The organism is Mucilaginibacter pineti (assembly GCF_900101875.1).
Classification (GTDB): Bacteria; Bacteroidota; Bacteroidia; order Sphingobacteriales; family Sphingobacteriaceae; genus Mucilaginibacter; species Mucilaginibacter pineti.
In genome coordinates, this window is sequence record NZ_FNAI01000010.1 from 119,303 (window position 1) to 139,225 (window position 19,923).

At 41.3% G+C, this 19,923-nt stretch carries 19 protein-coding genes; 12 read left to right on the forward strand and 7 right to left on the reverse strand.

What is annotated here, in order from left to right:
- Window positions 1-37: 37 nt before the first annotated feature.
- The gene (locus tag BLS59_RS20250) at window positions 38-2,893 is read right to left on the reverse strand and encodes a DUF7948 domain-containing protein (RefSeq protein WP_143014185.1); all 2,856 of its coding nucleotides are present in this window, start codon (window positions 2,891-2,893) and stop codon (window positions 38-40) included.
- 168 nt (window positions 2,894-3,061) lie between these two features.
- On the opposite strand from BLS59_RS20250, the gene BLS59_RS20255 reads away from it, so the two are divergent.
- The 5 genes from BLS59_RS20255 to BLS59_RS20275 all read left to right on the forward strand — a co-directional run bounded on the left by BLS59_RS20255 (window position 3,062) and on the right by BLS59_RS20275 (window position 8,666).
- Window positions 3,062-4,621, forward strand: a complete 1,560-nt coding sequence (locus BLS59_RS20255; protein ID WP_091151989.1) for a hypothetical protein — start codon at window positions 3,062-3,064, stop codon at window positions 4,619-4,621.
- Between the two features lie 225 nt (window positions 4,622-4,846).
- Window positions 4,847-5,830, forward strand: a complete 984-nt coding sequence (locus BLS59_RS20260; RefSeq protein WP_091151991.1) for a LytR/AlgR family response regulator transcription factor — start codon at window positions 4,847-4,849, stop codon at window positions 5,828-5,830.
- Between the two features lie 144 nt (window positions 5,831-5,974).
- Window positions 5,975-6,607 carry a hypothetical protein gene (locus tag BLS59_RS20265; protein ID WP_091151993.1) on the forward strand — a complete coding sequence of 211 codons (633 nt, stop codon included), beginning with the start codon at window positions 5,975-5,977 and terminating at the stop codon, window positions 6,605-6,607.
- Between the two features lie 98 nt (window positions 6,608-6,705).
- Window positions 6,706-8,229: a hypothetical protein gene (locus BLS59_RS20270; RefSeq protein WP_143014186.1), complete on the forward strand. Its 1,524-nt coding sequence runs from the start codon at window positions 6,706-6,708 to the stop codon at window positions 8,227-8,229.
- A gap of 101 nt (window positions 8,230-8,330) precedes the next feature.
- Window positions 8,331-8,666 (forward strand): hypothetical protein, encoded by a 336-nt coding sequence (locus BLS59_RS20275; protein WP_091151997.1) that lies wholly within the window; start codon window positions 8,331-8,333, stop codon window positions 8,664-8,666.
- 154 nt (window positions 8,667-8,820) lie between these two features.
- Here the strand turns inward: BLS59_RS20275 and BLS59_RS20280 are convergent, their stop codons facing one another.
- Both BLS59_RS20280 and BLS59_RS20285 read right to left on the reverse strand, forming a co-directional pair.
- Entirely contained in the window at window positions 8,821-9,513 is a 693-nt protein-coding gene (locus BLS59_RS20280; protein WP_091151999.1) for a hypothetical protein, read from the reverse strand.
- A gap of 2 nt (window positions 9,514-9,515) precedes the next feature.
- Window positions 9,516-9,983, reverse strand: a complete 468-nt coding sequence (locus BLS59_RS20285; RefSeq protein WP_091152001.1) for a hypothetical protein — start codon at window positions 9,981-9,983, stop codon at window positions 9,516-9,518.
- Between the two features lie 190 nt (window positions 9,984-10,173).
- On the opposite strand from BLS59_RS20285, the gene BLS59_RS20290 reads away from it, so the two are divergent.
- The 4 genes from BLS59_RS20290 (at window position 10,174) to BLS59_RS20305 (ending at window position 14,137) form a co-directional block, all read left to right on the forward strand.
- Window positions 10,174-12,057 carry a hypothetical protein gene (locus BLS59_RS20290; protein ID WP_143014187.1) on the forward strand — a complete coding sequence of 628 codons (1,884 nt, stop codon included), beginning with the start codon at window positions 10,174-10,176 and terminating at the stop codon, window positions 12,055-12,057.
- 64 nt (window positions 12,058-12,121) lie between these two features.
- Entirely contained in the window at window positions 12,122-12,556 is a 435-nt protein-coding gene (locus BLS59_RS20295) for a hypothetical protein (RefSeq protein ID WP_143014188.1), read from the forward strand.
- The gene (locus BLS59_RS20300) at window positions 12,553-13,476 is read left to right on the forward strand and encodes an MvdC/MvdD family ATP grasp protein (RefSeq protein WP_091152007.1); all 924 of its coding nucleotides are present in this window, start codon (window positions 12,553-12,555) and stop codon (window positions 13,474-13,476) included. The genes BLS59_RS20295 and BLS59_RS20300 overlap by 4 nt, the downstream gene beginning before the upstream one ends.
- Before the next feature lies 1 nt (window position 13,477).
- Entirely contained in the window at window positions 13,478-14,137 is a 660-nt protein-coding gene (locus tag BLS59_RS20305) for a hypothetical protein (RefSeq protein ID WP_091152009.1), read from the forward strand.
- Between the two features lie 21 nt (window positions 14,138-14,158).
- On the opposite strand, the gene BLS59_RS32050 is transcribed toward BLS59_RS20305, so the two are convergent.
- The 4 genes from BLS59_RS32050 to dinB form a co-directional block, all read right to left on the reverse strand.
- Complete coding sequence (locus BLS59_RS32050) at window positions 14,159-15,580, reverse strand: helix-hairpin-helix domain-containing protein (RefSeq protein ID WP_317039779.1); 1,422 nt, start codon at window positions 15,578-15,580, stop codon at window positions 14,159-14,161.
- Window positions 15,552-15,968 (reverse strand): hypothetical protein, encoded by a 417-nt coding sequence (locus BLS59_RS32055; RefSeq protein ID WP_205411320.1) that lies wholly within the window; start codon window positions 15,966-15,968, stop codon window positions 15,552-15,554. Before BLS59_RS32055 ends, BLS59_RS32050 begins: the two co-directional genes overlap by 29 nt.
- A gap of 63 nt (window positions 15,969-16,031) precedes the next feature.
- A complete protein-coding gene (locus tag BLS59_RS32060; protein ID WP_205411321.1) occupies window positions 16,032-16,709 on the reverse strand; it encodes a PHP domain-containing protein in 678 nt (225 codons plus the stop codon).
- Between the two features lie 12 nt (window positions 16,710-16,721).
- Window positions 16,722-17,861: a DNA polymerase IV gene (dinB, locus tag BLS59_RS20315; RefSeq protein ID WP_091152011.1), complete on the reverse strand. Its 1,140-nt coding sequence runs from the start codon at window positions 17,859-17,861 to the stop codon at window positions 16,722-16,724.
- Between the two features lie 74 nt (window positions 17,862-17,935).
- On the opposite strand from dinB, the gene BLS59_RS20320 reads away from it, so the two are divergent.
- The 3 genes from BLS59_RS20320 to BLS59_RS20330 all read left to right on the forward strand — a co-directional run bounded on the left by BLS59_RS20320 (window position 17,936) and on the right by BLS59_RS20330 (window position 19,799).
- Window positions 17,936-18,748: an XRE family transcriptional regulator gene (locus BLS59_RS20320; protein WP_091152013.1), complete on the forward strand. Its 813-nt coding sequence runs from the start codon at window positions 17,936-17,938 to the stop codon at window positions 18,746-18,748.
- A gap of 82 nt (window positions 18,749-18,830) precedes the next feature.
- On the forward strand, window positions 18,831-19,379 hold the full coding sequence (locus BLS59_RS20325) for a GNAT family N-acetyltransferase (protein ID WP_091152014.1): 549 nt from the start codon (window positions 18,831-18,833) through the stop codon (window positions 19,377-19,379).
- A 6-nt stretch (window positions 19,380-19,385) separates the two neighbouring features.
- Window positions 19,386-19,799, forward strand: a complete 414-nt coding sequence (locus tag BLS59_RS20330; protein ID WP_091152016.1) for a hypothetical protein — start codon at window positions 19,386-19,388, stop codon at window positions 19,797-19,799.
- The last annotated feature ends 124 nt before the right edge of the window (window positions 19,800-19,923 follow it).

Here is a 19,923-nt window from a genome sequence, read left to right on the forward strand (position 1 = left end):
TAAATTTGTAGCCAAATGATGGCCTTATCTTGAAAAATTATTCGCCTGATCTTACGATCTGCTGACTTCCGATTTTCCTGCCTGTATGTTCGCTAAAACGAAGATTATAAATGCCCGCCGCCAAGCCCTGCAGCGACAATCGGTTGGTGCCTACATGAAGCGAATCCTGCTGGATGAGTTGTCCCGCAATACTGTATAGCGAAACATTGATCTTTTTCGTTGTAGAAATATTGATCACTTCACTTGCGGGGTTAGGGAATACGGATATTCCAAAGGCTTTTAAAATGTCATTAGTTGCTGTAGTGAACCCAAACGTGGAAGAAGTATCGCTGCATCCGGCTGTGTTAAAGGCAATGACAGCATAACTTCCTGCGCCATTTGGTGTATAATTCTGATTCGTAGCGCCGGGAATGGGTTGCCCGTTTAGGAGCCATTGATAGGCAGCATATATCTGCGTAGTAGAAAGTATAACACCGTTCTGTACAATTTGGGGAGCGGCGGGCAAAGGATTTACTGTGATGGCTAATATTGTGGTATCGCTAATGCTGCAATCATTTACCGCGACGACTTTAATCGTTCCATCATTCCCATTATTAGAAACAACAATAGAAGCCAGCGTACTGCTACCTGTCCACGCATCCGGCAGTGTCCACCAATAAGAAGTCGCATTGGCTGCGGTAGCCGCCAGATAGGAATTGGAAGCCCCTGCACAAACGATGGCAGGCCCTGATATGCTATCCGGTTTGGAAGGCGGGGTACAATCTTTTATACGCATGAGAAAGCCGTCATTATCCCCGCCGCCATTAAGGGATTGCCATGCCCCGCTTGTGCCAATGCCGGTTGCACTAGAGGTAATACCAATGATATATAAATTGGTCAGCTCGTCGCCTGCGATGGCGTCTGCCTCATCTGCATCAACGCCGCCTATATAACTGCCCCATACTAATGATCCTATATTACTGAACCGGGATATAAAGCCATCATAAGACCCGCCTAAAGTATTTTGAACCCCGTCTGGTGTTGCCATGCCTGTGCTTCCGGTAAAGCCGCATATAAAAACGCCGGCAGAAGAACCACAATACACATTTGTGGCCGCCTCTTCGCTGGTCCCTCCATAATAGGTAGCCCATTGCAAAGTTCCGGCATTATTGAATTTGGCAAGCAGGCCATCCTGATAACCGCCGCCATAGGTGGTTTGATAGGCCGCTGTTGTTGCCAGTCCACTGGTACTTACAGTTGTACCGCTTACATAGATATTGTTTTGAGAATCGATCGCAAGACCTAAGCCATAATCATCCTGGTTGCCACCAAGATATGTGCCCCAAATTCTGTTTCCTAAGGCGTCAAATTTAACCAGAAAGGCATCATTGCTACCGCCATTAGTGGTTTGCCCTGTGGTGGCAATGCCTGTTGTACTGTTACTGATCCCTGTAAGGTAAATATTGCCTGTGGTATCATTCGTAACCCGGTAAGCAGCATCCCCAAAGTTGCCGCCAAAATAAGTACTCCATTGTAAAGCGCCAGCGTTATTAAATTTAGCAAGAAAAGCATCCTGGTCGCCGGTGCCTGCAAACAACGCGGTTTGATAAGCGCCCGATGTTGCAATGCCTGTCGCGCTATTGGTCTGGCCGCAGAGATAGATATTATTAAAGCGGTCGCAGTGCAATGCCACCGGCCCATAGCCGCCATCGTCGCCTTCGCCGCCGAAATAGGAGCCCCACAAGCGCTGTCCACTGGTGTCAAACCCTGCTATAAAAGCGTCATAACCTCCGGCGTTAGCTGTATGGAATGCCCCGGTTGAAGCTAAGCCAGTTGTGCTGAAAGTATAACCCGCGATATACAGTTTTCCAGTGGTATCCTTCGTGATGCTCTTAGCGACATCTTCATCCGCAGTGCCATAATAGGTTGACCACATACAGTTACCGGCCTGATCGAATTTGGAGATAAAAGCATCATTGCCAAAATAAGCCGTGCCACCGCCATAAGTAGCCTGATAAGCGCCGGTGGTCGCGACGTTGGAGGCACTGTTGGTGGCACCTGTGGTATAGATCCTGCCTGCATTACCTGTTACTACATCGCTGATATAATCTACGTCATTGCCACCGAAGTAAGTTCCCCATTCCAGTACGGGATCGATCACGATGGTTTGTTCGGACGGAGCTGTTGAAAAGGAAAGGACATTGCCTTGCAGGATAAAGGACGATTTGACGGGACGCTTACTGTCTGCCTGGTAGGCAAAAGGCGCATGTTCGTGAACAGTGCCTAGTGGCGTGGTTGCCAAAAAACTGCCATCGGGCTGTAGCGCCAAGCCCCTAGCTCCGTTATATTGCAGCTTAATATCAGACGGCCTTCCTCCGGGATGCACGATAAAATCGTGTTCCAGTTGACCATTACTATTAAAGTAGAACACCCAGTCAATATGCGGATAAACATCCCGGTAAGTTATTTTTTGAAAAGTACGGGCGATGGCACCGCCTGTACCAACAGATGGGAGGTAGTAGCGTTCATAATAGGCCGCCGGTAATTCTGCTTGCATGATTGCATCGGGATTGGCTCCAATCAACTGCACATCCATCCGGTACAGATCGTGGGCGGCAGGAGGGAGGCTTTTGTGACCGGGAACAATTGTATTGCCAGCCTGTTGCCTGACATTGATCCATTGGTAATGTAACTGCCCGTTGCCGATAAATAGTTTCAACCCGTTTAGTGCGGCCAGTTTAAAGTCGATATCATTGCGCGTTACGCCCTTCTGGTCAGTAACCTGCCCTTTATTTTCTATAAAGGAAAGTGGCCTTTTACCTGCAAAGGATTGATAGGGAAAGATAAAAGGGATAAGGGTAATAGCTGCTGAAAAAAAAGAGCATAGCCAAAAATGTAGAAAACGATGCGCCATAAAATGAAGGTTTAGGATGAGCGAATGGCTGCGGGGAAAGCTCCCCTTGTCGTTTACAAAAGAAAAGCAAAAAAAGGCAATTTTCAAAATTTCTTTTTGGCGATTGTGAACTTGAATATTCACTTTTTATGTAGAAAATAGCCTAATTTCGATTGAAAACGTAGCTTTATGTACCGCAACAGGGACGACCTTCAGGAATTGGTCAAGATGCTTTCAAAGGGCGAAAAGCGCTATTTCGTTAACTTTTTTAAGGGTTATGACCCCAGCCAGCCGACGCCCTTGTTCCTGCAACTTTACGCCTTGATGGAAAAAGGCGAAAGTGAATTGCCCAAAGTTTTTTCAGCGGATTCGCCGCAGGCTCTGACCACGACCAAAAGGAGGCTATACCGGCACATATTGAAGAGCCTGCGCTCGCTTCATGATGATACCTCTATTGATATGGTTATCCAGAACCAGCTGTCAGAGATCGAGATCCTTTACCGGCTTGGCCTGCCGGAACAGGGCATGTTCCTGCTGAACAAGACCTATCAGCTCGCCCGTACCCATGAAAAATTCGGTCTGGTTTTGCAGATCCTGGAATGGGAAAAACGGCTGAATATCGTGATGGATACACCTTCGCGGCCAACGGCAGAAATTGTCGCGGAAGAAAAAGCGGTACTGGGGATGTACGGGCAGGTCATGGAACTGGAAAGCCTGTTCAGCCATGCCAAAGAACTAAAAAAGCAATATGGCTTTGTGATGGGAACGATGCGGGAGAAGCTTGAAACAGAAACGATCCATGCACCGGGCATGCCAACCGCCAAAGCCTGCTTGTCGGATAAGGCAACTTATTATTATAATTTCATCCACGCGCTGTATTACTGGATGGTTTTTGACCATCGAAAGGCTTATGATTACAGCCGGCAATTGCTGACCTCCAAGGTCAAGGTGGTGTTGCCGTCCGATTATATCGACGGTATCTTTGAGCACATTACTTCCAGCGTCTGCGTGGCCAGCTTCGACGATGCGCTTGCAGGGATCAACCTAGGAGCGGCCTATGTGGAGGAACAAAAGCTCAACCAATCCCATGCCTTTATGCTGCGTATGTTCGCCTACCAGGGTACCTACCAGATGATCATTTATAACTATATGGGTGACCGGGAAAAGCTGCTCGAAACGATCAGCGATACGGAAGGGAAACTCAAGCTTTACGAAAGCGTGCTGCCCTTTGAAACCAAACAGGTTATCACCGGCAATTTAATGAACGCCTATATGGGTATCGGCGACCTTGCCAAAGCAGATGTGATATGGGAGGGCATGTTCAACCGGCATTCCCAAACGGTACGCAGGGATATCTATGCCGACCTGCACCTGTTCAGGCTTTTTAGTTTGCTACAATCCAAAACCTACGAACTGCTACCATCTACAGCCGGGGCCGCTTTGCGTTATTTTCGCAGGTTTGACGATGCTAAAACCGTCTTTGAGGTGGAGCTTCCTATTGCGCTTATACTCAGTAAGGAACGTGATTATCATAAGCCCGCGCTGTTAGGAGAATTGATGGAACAAATCAGTGCCATTGTGAGCCGGTTTATAGCAGGAGTAAAGGGCGTTAACGGTTTCCAGGAGCATTACAGCCGGTACCTGATCTGGTCGGAAGCGATATTAAAAGAGGAAGCCTATCATTTAACAGCCGCCAGATGGTACAAAAAATTCAAAAAGCATATGGCATCAGTTAAGGGAAAAGCTTGATTTGTGAAACCAAAGCCATTTCGTAATTTCATTGCACTTCACAAAAACGTTCGATAATTTTTGTAGGACAGGCCTCTCTTCGGAGAGGCCTTTTTTTAATGATTAACGTATTGCAAGGCCATTACCTTCCCCCATTAACTGAAAGCGTTTCAGGTTAATGTATTTAATATTTAGTTAATATAAAGTCTTATATCATTATATTTGGTTTCCCTAAGACCTATTACAATGAATAATAAGACTTCGATACAGCCTGATGGTGGCGGGTCATCAGGCTCGGTGTTCACCGGCATTTATTTCCGCATAACGATTGCACTCCTTGCCGCGCATTTAATTGTAGTTTATGGGGAATCCGAAACAGTATTTTCCATGATGCTTAACCGGGCGTATTATATAGCGCTCGCTGCCAGCTTTATGATCGCATACCTGCTGATCGCCTATGTCCACATGATCAATCAAATGCTGGACAGGCGATTAAACTGGGAGGGCGGGAATGTGATTGCAAGGATCGTTTACCAGTTGCTACTGTCGCTGATCGCGCCGGGTGTTCTGGCATTCCTGTTGGCCGCAATTTATTTCCGGCTGAATGGCATGAGTATCCTTGATACCTCTTACCTGCGGTATGATTTTCAATTTATAATGCTGATGCTTTTTTGCCTGAACGTTTATTACTATGCTATTTACCAGGCAAACGGCTGGCGGGATGCCAAGGCTTTATTAAAAGAACAGGAACGATTGCTGGCAAAAAAGGGAGCCGATCTACAAAATGCGGTTGAAAAAAAACATCATCTTACCATCATACATCCGGCAGAGCAAACGGGAGTAGAGCCCGTTTTAAAACAATTCTTCCAGGTGAATACACCGCTAAAAGTGGTGCCGGTCAAAATAAACCAGATCTGTTATTTTTTCAGGAAGAACCAGCACAATTTCCTCCATACCGTTGGAGGTGATATTTATGCCATCCCCGAATCGTTGAAGGAAGTCGAAGAGCGGCTGGGCGGGGAACATTTTTTCCGCATCAACCGGCAGATGGTCGTGTCCTTCTCTGCATGCATCGCGTTCAGACCGGGAAAGAACAAAACCATTGAAGTCACCTTGTACCCGCCTTTTAATATCAAGCATCGGGATGAAGGCAATATAGAAGGCGGAAGTGCTTATGTCACTGTAACAGAAGACCGTGTGCATGCGTTTAAGGAATGGATGAACAGATAAAAGTTGTCCTTATTTTTTGGGTGCATTGAATTTTAACATGGAATGACTCATGTCAGTGTGTAAACTATCTGAAATTTAAATAAGATTGTATTGCATTTACTATATTGCATTCAATCATTACTTTATAAACCTTATCATACCACTATGCCGATTCGTCCTTTTGCAGGCAACACCTTTGTCGCTTTTATAGATATCTCAGGATTTAAAATGATGATGAAGGACAACGAAGTTGCCCTTCGTACACTTACACAATTTTACCAAGCGGGTTATGATACTTTAGAGATTAATAATAATGTTCAGGGATTTTTCGTATCTGATTGTGGTATCCTGTTTTCGGATTCGATTTCTTTTCAGGAACAGATAGATGGCCTTTTGAATGCTATTAAAAGTATCAATAGAAGAATGTTGGAACATAATGTTATGCTAACAACGTCCATCGCGTATGGTCATTTTAATTACACAACAAAATTAGAATTTGAAGGTATTGCTAAAAATCCGATTTATGGGCAAGCTTATCTTAGTGCGTACCTTGACGGTGCAACGGGAACTCCTAAGATTGAGCCTGGCCAATGTAGAATTGTATTAAAAGATCTTCCTGAAATGCAACGAAATGTACTCAATTCAAATCCACTTCTTTTGCCAAAAGGCAGAAATCATTTGCAATATTTCTGGAATGTTAACGAAGCTGAAGAGATACAACACTTTGAAAAAAAATATGCTGATGCATATACCCGAAAATATCAGGGAATGCTTAGTGCCTTGAAAAATGATTTATAATCTTTCAACCAAATTTTAGAATGCAGCTAAATCCCAACACCGGCAATGCTACCCTTCAAAGGTTTCTTAATTCCTGGAGCTTAGATCGGATTAAAAAGATGTCACTGGCAGAATATGCCCATTTAAAAGATCCGGATTCGTTATGTTATTGGTTAGAGTATGGAACTAAAGATTTAGGGGAAATCGGTGGGAGCCTAGCGCTCAATAAGTTCGAGCTATGGCAAATGCAGGAAGATAAAGAATTTAAGGATGGGCGATTTGAAAAAGAACATGGATATGCCTGGAACAAAAATAGGGGCAAGGGTCTAAGTGTCGCTTTTCTGGAAGTGCGGCGTCTAGCAGTCCAAATTGTTGAAAATAGCATTGAGGGGAATTGGCAAGCTATTGATGATATTCCATTTCACGCTATTGGGAAATGGAAGCTAGCGTTTTTATTCTCTAATAAAAAGCTATTTCCCGTTTATAGCAGGCCCGCATTGTTGTCAATCAGTAATGGGCTGATGATTGCAAACGAGATTAAAACACCTATCAGTGTAATTCAAAAATCGATTCTTCAATTAAAACCGGTAGACGAAGATGTTATTGGGTATGGAACAAGATTATATTTTCAATATGCTGAACGTCCACCAAAGCCGAATTATTACATTATTGGAAGCAAATACGAAGATGATAAAGGGAACGATACTGTTTCTGTTATGAAGAAGTTTATAGATAATCAATGTATAGCAATGGGATGGAATTGGGGTAATGATTTTTCTAATTTAATGAGTCAAAACAACGACAAAGTTAACTATTGGGTTGCCTCTCATTACAAAGGAAAAGCACTCGGAAAGGTGCAGGGTTATTTTAGACTTTTTGCAAACCTAAAGCCAGGAGATATCATTGCTGTTAAATCTTATGGCAATTTTGGGAAGTTAGAAATAATTGGCTACGCACAGGTCGTAGCGCGAAATGGCAAGGTTTATTTTCATGATAATAATTTACTCGGGCATCACATTCACGTTGAATTTCTCGATGCAGATTTCGTTAAAAAATTCAATCATAATTACGCTGCAACAATACATCAGCTAACTGAAAAAAAAGATAAGAAGGCTTTTTATGACATCTTTAATTGGTATGTTGAGGTTGGTGATATAAAAGAAAAGAAAGCACCACCAATCAATGAAACATCATCTGATGAAAGTGAAGAAGGACAGTCAGGATATAACATAAAAAAGGAGGGATCATTTCAGCGAGGGGCTATTGGATCAGCAACCGTAAATCTTATACACAGCCGCATTCAGAACCGCTTTATGCAGTATCTGGAAATCAATTATCCGGGCGATCATAAGAATGGTGAGAAACGCAATATCGATGCCATAAGGATAACTGAATCGAAATACATTATTTACGAAATAAAGCCCCATGCGGGCGTCATTCAATGCATCCGGGATGGAATAGGTCAACTTTTGCACTACATGCACAAAGAGCAAACCAAAAAGAAAAAATGCATCGTGATAGTTGGGCCAAATGAGCCCGAACCACTGGATCTGAATTTTATAGCAGAGCTGCGAACCACTTTTAATGTTCCATTTGGGTATCTAGCATTCAATGAAAGAAACTTAACAGCTACGGAATTCTGATTGTGTGATTTTCTGGAAATGATACTGAAATTCCAAAGATGAAAAACGAGAAATTTATTTTTATTCGAAAGGAACCTTTTTAACTGATAAAATTCAAAAAAATGACAACACTTCAAATCGCAATTTATGGCGCAGCTGTATCATCGCTTTTAGCGTTTGTAAAGTTCTATGAACTTTGGAGAGATCGCTTTCGTATGGAAACATACTTAAACATAGATGGACCCGATCAGGATAAGGAAATAGTGTTTATTAATTTATCTTCGAAACCCATTTACGTGAAATACATTGAGCTATTTTGGGCAAAATCTTCACCCGATGAGAAGAATGCAGAGATCGTAAATTTTGATCGCGATATTGGAAGTGGGTTTCAATTGGCAGGGCATACTACACAAAAACTCGCTTTTACAGAGGCAAATAACTTTGGCATAAAACAATAGAAAATTATACGTTCGTATTCATGCGGCAGGAAGGAAAAATGGCTTTGTAAAAGAGATATTCCCTAAATAATGACGGCAGGTTTACAGAGGGATTAACTATACCTTTTATAATTTTCAATTAAAGATATGCGCATTTTATTAACATTAGGGAAACCTACCAATTTAGCGACTCACTGCTAATTTCATCTTTAAAACTTTGCTCTTCAGTCGTCCCTGGTGAAATTCCAAACTTTGGGTTTAACGAATAACTGCTTAAGAAGTCTTGCAAATCGGTTCTGCTCGACCTGGCTACGTTTGTAACGAAAGCTTTAAAAAATTCATGTTTAAGATGCATACATCCTGCTAAATGGGGAAGACCAATGGGTTCAGCAAATTTGGACAAATCTGAAATGGCTCCAAGGTACTTCCTAACCTCTCCCTTAAGTGCTGACGCAGAGTCATAGAATTTGCATTCAAGTGAAAGAGCTAAATCAGAATGGTTCGGATATTCACCATGATTGAAATTAGCTCTATTGAATACGGCAATATCCATTTCATGTTCCATCGCATGTCCTTTAACCTCAATTCCATTTCGTAGTTCATACAAATTGCGGCCTGGAACTATAAATGTAAAGTAGCTAAAGTTTTCACTGATTGGGGTTGGACTGCATTTAAATTTAAACTCTCCTGCGGACGATAAACCTTCCGGAAATAATTCGAAGTTTTTCGACAAAGCTTTATGCACTAGAGAATACACATATAGCTCGTATTTATTTCCCCCGCTAGACACATCAGTGTAAGTACTGATAGCAGAAAGAGCGCTGAAAAAGGCAGTTATAGAACCCTGCACATTATCTGGTAAAGCCATCGCTATTCTTGATTTAAAAAGTTACGGTAATTAAAATCATCTCCCAATAGCGCTTTCCCAAGTTGATCAAAAAGCTTTCTCAACTTTCTCACATCATTGGAAAGAGCTTCCACATCAACATTTTTTATTTCAAGATTATTGATTGTGATTCCTTCTTCGTTAACCATTTCGATCTTATCAACCTCTGAGATATTTTGAAATTCTTTAGTGATAAATTCTGTTTCCAAAACCCCCTCAAAAAATTGCTTGCTCAGATGGTAAACAATGAAAAACTCCAATTCCCTATTAGAGTAATTACTCGGTACTGCGGGTTTCCTATAAATGTTATTTCCCTCCCTGGTAGTGATAAAGTCTTTTAAGCTTTCCTCAGCGGAGGATTGAAACCCTTCGACATTTAAATTTAGCATCGGATGAACTGATTTTATTTGTCGTAATAACTCCGTGATATCATTCAGGTTAAAGTCGGGCATATCGTAATTGTTGAAGAATAAAGCTAACCCATTTTTAGGGTTATAAGAAATCGGTGCTGTTCAATTGTAAGGAAATTCTATTTTCGGAAAATAAAACCGTTTTTTTTTATAGTTGCCCAGAAAATGGGGATAAAATTTGGGGCTTATTAAGAGTAAATCTTTTAGCTTTAATAAAATAAACACATTATCTGTGATCAGATTTTCTCCACCAACTTTACGACGAGACTTTATTATTGTCACTCACCGCGAAAAACAAGATTTGTGTGCTGCTGCAATTTCTTACCTTTTTGAACCGGAGCAATATCTATCCATGTTTTCATTTACAGGCGTTGATGTTCCCTTTAATGCGCCAATAGAAACACCAGATATATTTGCCATTCAAAGGATTCGCGCGGAGCATTTTGCTGTCTTTTTAAATAATGCTATTCTACATAATGGAGGTTGCGAAAATCTCATATTACTCGGCTTGACGGAAAATCAGATATCCTACTTGAATTTTCTTGATCGTTATAATGTGATCATTATAGAAACCATGACTGATCTTGATGCTTTACTGAGCGGTTTTGCCAATAAAAAAGATCAGATCATCGAATGCTCAACTGAGCAGACTCTTGATACTTTAATTGTCGGATTAAAAACCAATCGGAAGTTAAGAATAGGATTTAAAGGCGAAGTTTTAGAAGATATTGAATCTGAAAAACCCAATGGTATTGTCATAATTGAAAAAGGAAGCAAAAGTGACACGATTATAGCATTGAATTACGCTATCAGCATTGGTGCCGATGCGTTGTTCGTCGATGAAGTTGATGATGACGCAGCAAATGAGATATTGCATTTACTTGAAAATTTGAACGATGGAAATGAAGATGCATATGGAAAACTTGAAAATAGAATCAAAACCCGCATTGGAGAAATAGATTTTCAATCATTCCAATTTGCAACATTCTTTACTCGAGGAATGCCGTATTCATTAACCGTTACAGAAATTCCTGTTTCGTATGTACATTTAGATTACAAACCTGATTTTTTTGTCCATAATGCAATATTTTACGAAACAGGTCAGCGTACAGGCTCCGCAGTAGTATTTTCACCAACTTTTTTTAAAGACGAAGAAACTAAAAATCTAATTAGTTTATTGGAGTTTAAAAACTTCTACGTTCGAAAGTTAGTGGGCAACGCGGCTGACGTTTACAATCTAAAAAATACTATAGAGCTATATGCATTTGATTTGCTTCATATTTGCAGCCATGGCGGAGACGTAGGAGGAACGAGGTGTGAGGTCACATTTAGAGACGCGGAAGATGTTGTTCATACTATCGAATTTGATCATATTTTAACCGTAGCACTTACTCCATACTTGGATAAACATGTGGTGGAATCATTTTACTATTTTAAAAAATTGGACGGCCTACTTTGGAAGAGTAAAGAATTACGTGCCCTTAATTATCCTCATGAACTTTATGCGTCTCTTATTTCTGAAATTAGCATGGCATTCGACCAAAAAAGTGTAAAAACCTTGCAAGATACCGACAGGGTAATGAATGCCAATGCTATTCATTGCAATGTGTTCAATTACCTCGCTAATTTCGATCAAGTTGGCAATGTGAAGTCACCGCCTTTAATTTTCAATAATGCATGTTTCTCATGGATGAATGTTTCATCCAGTTTTTTGTCTGCTGGTGCTAGGGGATATATTGGAACACTAATGGCTGTGGAGAATAATGCAGCAATTAGGTACGCAGAGGTGTTTTATGAGTATGCTTTTGATGAAAATCTTATCGATGCTCTTCACGCAGCCCGAGTAGCCGTTAAAAACGAGGCAAGAGAAACTAATCATATTTTCTGGGGACTTCATTTTTCGACGCTTAACAACCAGGAAACAGTAAAGACTAATGAACGAAAGGCAGTTAAACATCTTGCTCAGACTTTTGTACAATGGCAAATGAAATTAAAAAATAATAAAGGCGATCAAGATTTGATAAAAGGAAGGATATCAGATACCCAATGGTTATTAAAAAGTATCATTTTGTCGAGTAGAACTGGACTTGGGCCGTTCGGTAATTTTCGTAAGTAAATTTGAAAAGTATTTGATTATCTTGCAAAGAACTAATATTAATGAACCTAAGTTGTATACAATTATGAAACCTTTTATCTATAATTTTTTGCATCATGAACGTCATCAAGCGGTCGATACAAATTCCATAATTGAATATTCAGAACGGTTGAATCTATCGGTTGTTAAAGGGACGGACTATCCCGCAATCAACATTGCGAATCTTGGCACTCAAACCATGAACAAAGGTGAAGGTACGGGTTCAGACGTTGATCGGAACGATCATATCTCAAAGTCTTATTTACAAAGTTTAGGCACCAATACATTCACCAGGGCTGACCGCGAAACTACCGATAGCGATTACAATTCCACGGTCAATGCAATAGCAGCATTAATGGGCACTAACACATTAACGTTAGATGGTGGTGAACCAAGCGATTCTGACCATCAACGACTTTTTGAGATGATGTCGACCCGTACTCTTACAGAATCAAAGGAAACTACAGACTCGGATTCATGATTCTTATTATCACTCATAAAGAAGATTATACAGCTGACTTTGTAATTAACAAACTTAATGACCTTGGTGTAAGCTATTTCAGATTTAACTGCGAAGATTTACTCAACAAGCCGCTATATCGGTTGTCGGATGATTGCAATTTTGAATTTGAGTTAGCAGATGGGAAACCAATTACAAGTATTTGGTATAGAAGAACCCAGGTTCCTGATTTGACAGGGTTAAATCTCGAAGAACAGCTTTATTTTTATAGAGAATTCGATGCTTTGCTGGATTCAATCTACTATTCGTTACGTCATTGCAAATGGCTTAGTGACCCTTTTGCGATTAAGAGAGCGGAAAGCAAAATTTTTCAGTTAAATACCGCGAAGGCATTGGGTTGGGTAATACCTAAAACGATCGTTACTAATTCTAAATCAGAACTAACAAAGTTTTTGGCATCCAATTCAAAAAATATTATCAAACCACTTTATTCAGGTTATGTACCAAGCAAAGGTGAAACATCACTTTTTTTTACAAGTCTGGTAACGGAAGAAAATATTAATGCACTGCAGAAATTCGATCTCACACCTTGCATTTACCAGGAATACATTGAAAAACAATACGAGTTAAGGATTACTGTTGTTGATGGTAAAGTTTTTTCTGCAATGGTGGATTCACAAAACCACCCTGATTCAACAGTTGATTGGCGAAAACATAAGCAGAAGTTTTCCAAATATGATTTGCCTGAAAATGTTGGTTTAATGTGTATTGAACTATGCAAGAGTTTGGGGATCGCTTTTGGTGCAATTGACATCATTAGATCAATTGCAGGTGAGTATATTTTCCTGGAAATAAACCCCAACGGGCAATGGGCCTGGTTGGAAATGGAAACGGCAATTAATATTTCTGATGCCATAATTGAATATTTAAATGTCCAATAAAATGATTGATGAGCAAATTAACTACCTGAAGAACATTTATGACGAAGAAAATGATCGTCAGAAAGTAGCCGAAGGTAAGTGTGCGCAAATAGTTTCAAATTCGGGCATCTTTTTGACATTGATAGGCTTACTCATTACGCTTCTATATAATGCTCAAGATGCGATGGCAATATTGTTTAAGATTATTTTAGTCGTCGTAGTTACGGTTATCATAACTCTATATTTGCGCTCCATGTGGGCGGCTCTGGAAGGGCTTAATCCACTTTCGTATAGATATTCGCGCGCAAATCCAACAACAGTGCATGAGTTTTCTAAAGTTGAAGACTTTAAAGAACAGATTGTCAAAGATTACCTGATATCTATAGATACAAACCAAGCGCTTAACTCAGAAAAGTTGTCAAGGTTGGCGCAAGCACGTAAAACATTTGTTGTCGGTGTATATCTTACCGGTGCGTTAACATTTGGCTTGATAGTATATTTGTCATTTTTTTATATAAAAACTGAATCCAAGCCACAAAAAATTGAGTTGGTTTCCCCAATTTATCACACAGAATTAGAAAAGGTTAGTCAGGAATTAGCAGATATTAAAAAGAATCTTCAGCGCGATACATTACGTTTAAAGAACGGCAATAAAAAAGAGCCGTCTCGCCATGCCCATTAGGCTCAGAATACTTATTTTACGCTACTCACTCCTTGGGTCGGGATGTAACGGCAATCTTGCCACTTTCATGACTTCAATACCAGGGCATCCGAAATTCAATACCACTCTACCTAAAACCAAATAAACTCCATTGCCATACAATGGATATGCTGCTAGTGCCGGCGGAAAATGTATAGTATCAAAAAAATCACCATGAACGTCAAAGAAAGTCCCGAATTTCATCATCTTGCCATTTTTGGTTCGGACATCTTTATCGCAAACAAAATCACCCACCATGCGCAGTGTCTGACCTTCATATAAATGCAAATCTTTCGCCGGAACATCGCCGCGAAAACTTGTCCGGACTAAATCAAACATAGAAGAGCTCACCGGAAAGCCCATCAGTTCCAGTTCGTAATATATATCCTCTAAAGGTGAATAATCCAGTTCCGGCAGTACCGGTTTGCGGAGCATGGATTCAAATAAAGTCTGGTCTTTTTCCTGTTTTACAGACGTGTGCATCATGAGTACTTCCCAGAATAATTCCTTTTTTGACATTCCGGTAAAGCGGAAGGCACCGCATCTGATCAACACAAACATTTGCTCCAGCCCCGTGCCTGTACGCAATATAAAATTTTCAATGCCGGTATAATCCCCGTTCAATTCGCGTTCTCCCGGAATCAGCGCTGCAAGGTTCTTTTGAAGGTTCAGCAGTCCGTCAAAGCCGAGATAAATATCTTTACCATAGATGATGGTATTCAGACTGCTTTTATTTACACATGGCAAACAGATGTTAGCTCCGGCCTTTCTTGCTTCGTTGATATAAACCTTTCGTTGATAAAATCCTCCGTAATTATTGAGTACAGCGACCATAAACTCCAAAGGGTAGTACGTTTTTAAAAACAGGCTTTGGTAGCTTTCGACGGCAAAAGATGCGGAGTGGGCCTTATTAAAAGAGTAGCCTGCAAAGCTTTCCATCTGCCGCCATATTTCTCTGGATGTTGCTTCGGGGTAACCAGATGCCAGGCTGTTACTGAAAAATATATCTTCAATTTCAGCCAGATGCTTTTTGCTGCGGTCTTTACCGCTCATCATCCTGCGCAGTACATCCGCATCCGCCATATCGAGCCCGCCATAATGGTGGCCGATTTTCATAACGTCTTCCTGATAAACCATTACCCCATAGGTTTCTTTTAACTGCTCTTCCATTACCGGATGCAGGTAGGATATTTTCGACGGATCAAGATGCCTTTGTATAAAAGCATCCATCATACCGGAAGAAGCAACGCCAGGCCGGATAATAGATGAAGCTGCAACAAGCGTCAAATAATCATCACACTTTAATTTCCAGATCAGCTGGCGCATCGCCGGAGATTCAATGTAAAAACATCCTATGGTATTACTCGTGCGTAACTGCGCGGCAATTTTGGGGTCTTTAAAAAAAGCGCCGTGGATTGTTAATATCTATACCAATGCCCTGGTTTTGCTTTACAATTTCCCTGCAATCCTTAATATGGCCGATACCGCGTTGGGAAAGGATATCGAATTTTTCAAAGCCGATGTCTTCTGCCAGGTGCATATCGTATTGTACGGTAGGCATCCCTTTGGGTGGATAATCCAAAGCCGAATAACAGGTAAGAGGAAGCTCTGAAATGATTACACCGCATGCATGTATCGTACGCTGATTGGGAAAGTCTTCCATCAGATCGTAAATGGAAATGATAAGTGATGTCACCTCATTCTTATTAAGCATATTGCCCGGATCACGCACCAGCCGGTCAATATCTCCTTTGGGCAACCCATATACTTTACCCAGTTCGCGCAGGATACTGCGTGAACGAAAGGTACTCATGGCACCCATTAATGCACAATGGCCGCTCTGGTATAAGTGGATTTATTGCGGTGCTGTGTAAAATCAAAAGTAAAGGAACATCCTTTGAGTAGTTGTTCCGTATTTGCTATAATACTGGGGAAATCCTGAAATTTTTCCAACAGTATTTTTTTTTGAAGGAAACACTTCTGCCTTATCGGCATATTGCCCTTCCTTTAACTGGGAGATGAGGATATTATGATTAATAGCCCGCAACTGGGTGTGAAGCTTATAACCGTCACCACTGGTAAAGGTTACCGGCTGCCATATCACAAATTTAGATCTGGCTTCGGAAGGCATAAGGCGAATCTTGTTTAGATGGATATGCCGGATGCCTATAAATTCATGGGCAAATAATTTACGGCTAAATTTCCTGCCATAAGGATAAATCACCTGCACCTGTTCAAATGCCGGGGCCATTTCAGGATGCAACGTTTTGTGTTTGTTGGCGTAGGTCTGAAATTCGTTTAGCTCCTTAAAGCCGTTTTCATTTTTAGCAATACAGATATAAAGCAGTTCGTCCCTGTTACGAAACTCCAAACCGGCAAGTCCTCTAATGCCGGCCTCCTGGCAGGCTTTGATGAAAATGAGCGAACCGGTACTGTTATTAATATCGGTTAATACAGCAGTATCATAGCCCCGGGTTACGAGGCCATCTACTAACTGCTGTATGGATAAGGTACCATATCTCAGACTATAATTGCTGTGAACATTGAGTAACATAACCGATCATTTTTACAGGCTAATGCCCCGAAGTACTTTATCCACACCGAACCTAAGCCTGATGTGATCCATCGCAGAAGATAGGCTGACATCCTTAATCGTATCATTGAACAGATCCACCTGATAGCTGCCGGTAATAAGGCCGCTGAACTTCACCCCAATCAACCTGATCAACATCCGGCGTGTATATAATTTATCAAACAATAGCATGATCTTTTCGGACAGCACCCGCTCTGAGCTGGTGTAAGGAATTTTGATCTGTTTGGTATGCGTATCAAAATTACTATAGCGTATTTTTAAGGTCAGGCATGAAGTCAGCTTGACATCTTTTCGTAAGTCAAAGGCCAATTCGTCGATCATAGTAAAGAGTATCTTTTTGAGGACAGCCATATCGATGGTGTCTGTTTCAAATGTATGATCCTTGCTCATGCTCTTTTGCTCGTGATATGGTACGACAGGCGAATCATCCACTCCATTCGCTTTTTTCCAAATGCTGATACCATTTTCACCTAAAGCCCGCTGCATGGTAAAGACCTCCATTTGCTGAAGGGTCAGTATTTTGGAGATGCCCATATTACGCAGCAGCGTGTAGGTCTTTTCACCAACCATTGGTATTTTTTTGATAGAAAGCGGGGCCAGAAAATTCTTTTCCAGGCCTATATTTACTTGCCGTTCGCCACAAGGTTTCGCTGTACCCGTCGCGATTTTGCTTACAGTCTTATTGGCGGAAAGACCAAAGCTGATCGGTAGTCCCGTTTCCTTAATGATACTTTGCCGAAGTTCCTTTGTCCATTGCCAGCAGCCGAAGAATTTATCCATTCCCGTGATGTCAAGGTAATGTTCATCGATGCTCGCCTTTTCTACGAGCGGTGTACGTTCTTTGATGATTTCAGTGACCATATTGGAATATTTACTGTATTCATCATAGTCACCCTTCACAATAATGGCTTCACGGCAAAGTTGCAGGGCCAGCCGCATGGGCATCGCACTGTGTATGCCGAATTTGCGGGCTTCGTAAGAACAGGAAGAAACTACTCCCCGGTCGGAACTGCCCCCAACAATCATGGGCTTACCAATAAGCGCACTGTTTTGCAGGCGCGCTACGGATACAAAAAATGTATCCAGATCACAATGTACAATATTCCGTTCCATCACTTTTCAGATTTTATTTACTACATTTGTCTCCAATAATGACAAATTGTTGTCGTCAATAATAACATTACAAAATGAGTCAGCAAAAAGTTTTTTTCCCCACCAACATCAAATTCCTCCGGGAACGCAAAAAGATGAGCCAGGAATCTTTGGCTAACGCATTGTCGTTTACCCGTTCCAAGCTTGCTTCATTGGAAAGCGGGGCGACAAGAGCACACCAGCCAGAAGATTTGTTAATGATTTCTGAGTTTTTTAAAGTAGGTGTCGATGCGCTTTTAAAAGTGGAGCTCTCTAAATTGGGAGAATTTAAGGTGAGCCAATTATTGGCGGGAAACGATGTGTATACGACCGGTAGCAATATCAGGGTGCTTTCCATTACTGTAGATAAGAATAACAAAGAAAATGTGGAATATGTCCCGGTGAAAGCAAAGGCAGGTTACAGGAACGGGTATAATGATCAACAGTATATTTCCAATCTTCCGAAATTCACTATGCCGAACCTGCCGGAAAGGGGGAGTTTCCGGATGTTCCCGATCAGCGGGGATTCCATGCTGCCTATACCGGACGGAAGCGATGTAATCGCAGAATATGTACAGGACTGGAAAGCCATAAAAGCAGGTACGCTTTGCATTCTTATCTTGAAAGCGGAACAGGATTTTGTATTTAAACAGATAACCGTTCAGGAAGAGGGGCAATTTCTTTTAACCTCTTTGAACAGCCTATACCATCCTTATACTGTCCCGGCGGAAGAAGTAATAGAAATCTGGAAATATTATAAATTTCAAAGTGAGATACTACCCGAGCTGCCAACCGACTTTCAGGAATTAAAGCGTTTGATCCTGGATGTCAAGCAGGACATTCAACAAGAAAGGTCGGATAAAGCATAAGCATTGTAATGCGTTTATGCATTATCCGGGACGTTCAAAAAAATTTGCTTATTAAAATTACCCTTTAATTATTTTTACGCGTATGATGCTGGAACCTATTCATATTGAACATGCAGGCCTGTTGGTGCATTCCTTCAGGGCGGAGGAGATTAAAGGGATCGGCAGCGTTGCCGAGCACGTTTATGATATTTTATCGGATGAAGATACGCTCCGGTTCCTGCCTGAAAAAAGGCTGTCTTCGGTAAATGACGCAGAAACCTTTTTGAAAGGAAGTTTACTCAGGTTCCATGCTGGAAAGAACTATTTGCATTTTATCAGCAACAAAAAATCCGGAAAGGTCATCGGCATGATCGATGTGATACCACCGGAAACTGCTATGCAGCACTATGACCTGAAAGATTACCCATACTTTATTGAGTTTTACCTGAAAGCCAGTTCCGGCAGGAAAAAGGTCATGTCCTCTGTGTTGCCTTTGTTTATGGAAGAAGTTAAGCGGCAAAGAATCAGGGAACTTGCGGCCATTACCAACCGCGAAAACATTGGCGCACAAAAAGTATTGCTCCGATCGGGCTTTGATTTCAGGGGCAGCTTTGACAGTCTTCAGGATTTTTATACCATTATCTTCAACTAATATAAAGTGGAAACTTACCAAATTACGCTGGAATCAACCAGTCTCTATAATACCTTACAATCTTCATTTCGGCAAGCTGTCCTCGATGAAACTGCGATTCGCGAGTCTATAGGAAACATAAAAACTTCTTTAATTGACACTACCTTATCAGAAAGATTCGACCAGATCAGCTCCAAAGAATTACCGGAGGCATTTGGGAAATTTATTAGTGGATTAGACCTTCAGCAACCTTTCCTAAATTTACGTCACTACGTACGGAACTTTGAGGATGCGGACTTTGTGATCAGAAGCATGGAACCCGCTATTTTACACCAGATGGAAAAGTTTTCCATTTCAGCGCCGAGTAAATGGGTTGATGACCTGGTTCGTTGCTGTCAGGAGCTTTCGACAATTCTTACCCTTTTGAACTACGCAGGGTGATCAGCCATTGATGGTCTAATAAAAAAGAAAAACCGGGCTAAAATTAGCCTGGTCGAAATTTTTGGTTTCCGTCCTTTGATGCTATAAAGGTAATAGTTTTCGAGTTTAGAACAGCTAACCATTA

Coding starts and splice junctions, on each gene's coding strand:
- BLS59_RS20250 (WP_143014185.1), bottom strand. CDS start 2,893: ATGGCGCATCGTTTTCTACATTTTTGGCTATGCTCTTTTTTTTCAGCA.
- BLS59_RS20255 (WP_091151989.1), top strand. CDS start 3,062: ATGTACCGCAACAGGGACGACCTTCAGGAATTGGTCAAGATGCTTTCA.
- BLS59_RS20260 (WP_091151991.1), top strand. CDS start 4,847: ATGAATAATAAGACTTCGATACAGCCTGATGGTGGCGGGTCATCAGGC.
- BLS59_RS20265 (WP_091151993.1), top strand. CDS start 5,975: ATGCCGATTCGTCCTTTTGCAGGCAACACCTTTGTCGCTTTTATAGAT.
- BLS59_RS20270 (WP_143014186.1), top strand. CDS start 6,706: ATGTCACTGGCAGAATATGCCCATTTAAAAGATCCGGATTCGTTATGT.
- BLS59_RS20275 (WP_091151997.1), top strand. CDS start 8,331: ATGACAACACTTCAAATCGCAATTTATGGCGCAGCTGTATCATCGCTT.
- BLS59_RS20280 (WP_091151999.1), bottom strand. CDS start 9,513: ATGGCTTTACCAGATAATGTGCAGGGTTCTATAACTGCCTTTTTCAGC.
- BLS59_RS20285 (WP_091152001.1), bottom strand. CDS start 9,983: ATGCCCGACTTTAACCTGAATGATATCACGGAGTTATTACGACAAATA.
- BLS59_RS20295 (WP_143014188.1), top strand. CDS start 12,122: ATGAAACCTTTTATCTATAATTTTTTGCATCATGAACGTCATCAAGCG.
- BLS59_RS20300 (WP_091152007.1), top strand. CDS start 12,553: ATGATTCTTATTATCACTCATAAAGAAGATTATACAGCTGACTTTGTA.
- BLS59_RS20305 (WP_091152009.1), top strand. CDS start 13,478: ATGATTGATGAGCAAATTAACTACCTGAAGAACATTTATGACGAAGAA.
- BLS59_RS32055 (WP_205411320.1), bottom strand. CDS start 15,968: ATGAGTACCTTTCGTTCACGCAGTATCCTGCGCGAACTGGGTAAAGTA.
- BLS59_RS32060 (WP_205411321.1), bottom strand. CDS start 16,709: ATGTTACTCAATGTTCACAGCAATTATAGTCTGAGATATGGTACCTTA.
- dinB (WP_091152011.1), bottom strand. CDS start 17,861: ATGGAACGGAATATTGTACATTGTGATCTGGATACATTTTTTGTATCC.
- BLS59_RS20320 (WP_091152013.1), top strand. CDS start 17,936: ATGAGTCAGCAAAAAGTTTTTTTCCCCACCAACATCAAATTCCTCCGG.
- BLS59_RS20325 (WP_091152014.1), top strand. CDS start 18,831: ATGATGCTGGAACCTATTCATATTGAACATGCAGGCCTGTTGGTGCAT.